A 1,333-nucleotide genomic window follows, 5' to 3' on the forward strand; every position below is an offset into this window, starting at 1 on the left:
CTGTGAAGTTAGGGTTGATGCTTTCTGCTGTGATTTTTACAGAACCACATAGGCAGCTAATCTCTGCGTAAGACATTAAATTACTCCTAAATTGATGAAAACATATAACGCCCAATTAAGGTGTGAGCCACGCTGCCACGACACTCAATTTAGACACCGTAAACACTGAACTAGACCCAAACCAAAAATGCCAAGCGTGGGGAATCACGCTTAAATTGTTTGTTATGTTGAGGCTACTCGCCTATCTTCTTTGACATATTGAAACCTGTAATTTCAAAACCAACGTCTTTATACAACTTAAGTGCACGCTCATTATGATAAGCCACTCTCAGTTTAATTTGATTAATACCACTAGATTTCAACTGATTTTCAAGCTCTGAGATTGATTGTGTCCCATAGCCAAAGCCTCGATACTTATTTGAAATATAAAAATCATAAATAAATGTAGATTTATCTTCAATTTTCACTGAATGCCAGAGATAACCTACAAGCTTCATTTTACCGTCGATTTCAGCATCAATACACAGTAGAGAATGCTCACTACTTTCAAGCCCGTCTGGAAAACAACGGTGCAAGTCTTTCTTTGCCAACCCGATAGCAAGATCTAAAGAATGACCATAATTTTCGGCAATTTCCTGACTGTAATCGTCAATAAAATACTGACAATAATTTGGATATTCATCTTGCCGCATTTCTCTAAGTACAATCATATCAACCCTTTAAATACGATATATTCGAACCGCAACATAACGCCGCATTAAGGTGTGAGCGGCGCTTGGCTATACTTGAGCGAAGCGAAACTGCCAAGCGTTGCGAATCACTCTTAAATGCTTTGTTAGCTGAATTTCTTAAGGTTTTCTTCCAACTGCTCTCGTAAACCTTGATTCTCTTGCTGAATCCAATATTCCGCTATTCGGTTTTCACTCACTCGGTACACTGCGCTTCCTACTGTCGAAAGCTCTAAACCTGTCGGTTCATAACCATAAATTACTCCCTCATGACGACCGTCTTGACGCCAACGTACGTAGACCTTTTGACCTTGAACTAAAAACTCTTCTATTGTGAGGTCAAAATTACCGTAGGCTTCTAGAAATTCTTCGACGTGTTCACGATAGTTTTCAGGAGTTCTTTCAATTGCTTCTGAAATCCCAGAAACAATCTGGTGCGCTACAACTACTGGGGCTAGATACTGGTCCACTAAATCTGGATTTTTCCCTGACCTTACTTGTTCGATAAAACCTCTAACCACTTCTTCCACTGACATCAATTATTCCTTCTATTCTGCTAACGCTAAGCTAAGTAGTGAGCAACGTAATACGAAGCCACCGCATAA

Annotated in this window: 2 protein-coding genes; both read right to left on the reverse strand. The window is 39.6% G+C overall.

Annotated elements, in window-relative coordinates:
* Positions 1–233: 233 nt before the first annotated feature.
* Positions 234–710 (reverse strand): GNAT family N-acetyltransferase, encoded by a 477-nt coding sequence (locus ACED48_RS20425; RefSeq protein WP_017058394.1) that lies wholly within the window; start codon positions 708–710, stop codon positions 234–236.
* A gap of 125 nt (positions 711–835) precedes the next feature.
* Positions 836–1,264 (reverse strand): ester cyclase, encoded by a 429-nt coding sequence (locus ACED48_RS20430; RefSeq protein ID WP_017058392.1) that lies wholly within the window; start codon positions 1,262–1,264, stop codon positions 836–838.
* Positions 1,265–1,333 lie beyond the last annotated feature (69 nt).

It is taken from the genome of Vibrio sp. 5S239 (assembly GCF_041439575.1).
In the GTDB taxonomy this organism is placed as follows: Bacteria; Pseudomonadota; Gammaproteobacteria; order Enterobacterales; family Vibrionaceae; genus Vibrio; species Vibrio kanaloae.

What these genes read in the sequence shown, in the direction of transcription:
- ACED48_RS20430 (WP_017058392.1), bottom strand. Translation starts at nt 1,264, where the DNA reads ATGTCAGTGGAAGAAGTGGTTAGAGGTTTTATCGAACAAGTAAGGTCA.
- ACED48_RS20425 (WP_017058394.1), bottom strand. Translation starts at nt 710, where the DNA reads ATGATTGTACTTAGAGAAATGCGGCAAGATGAATATCCAAATTATTGT.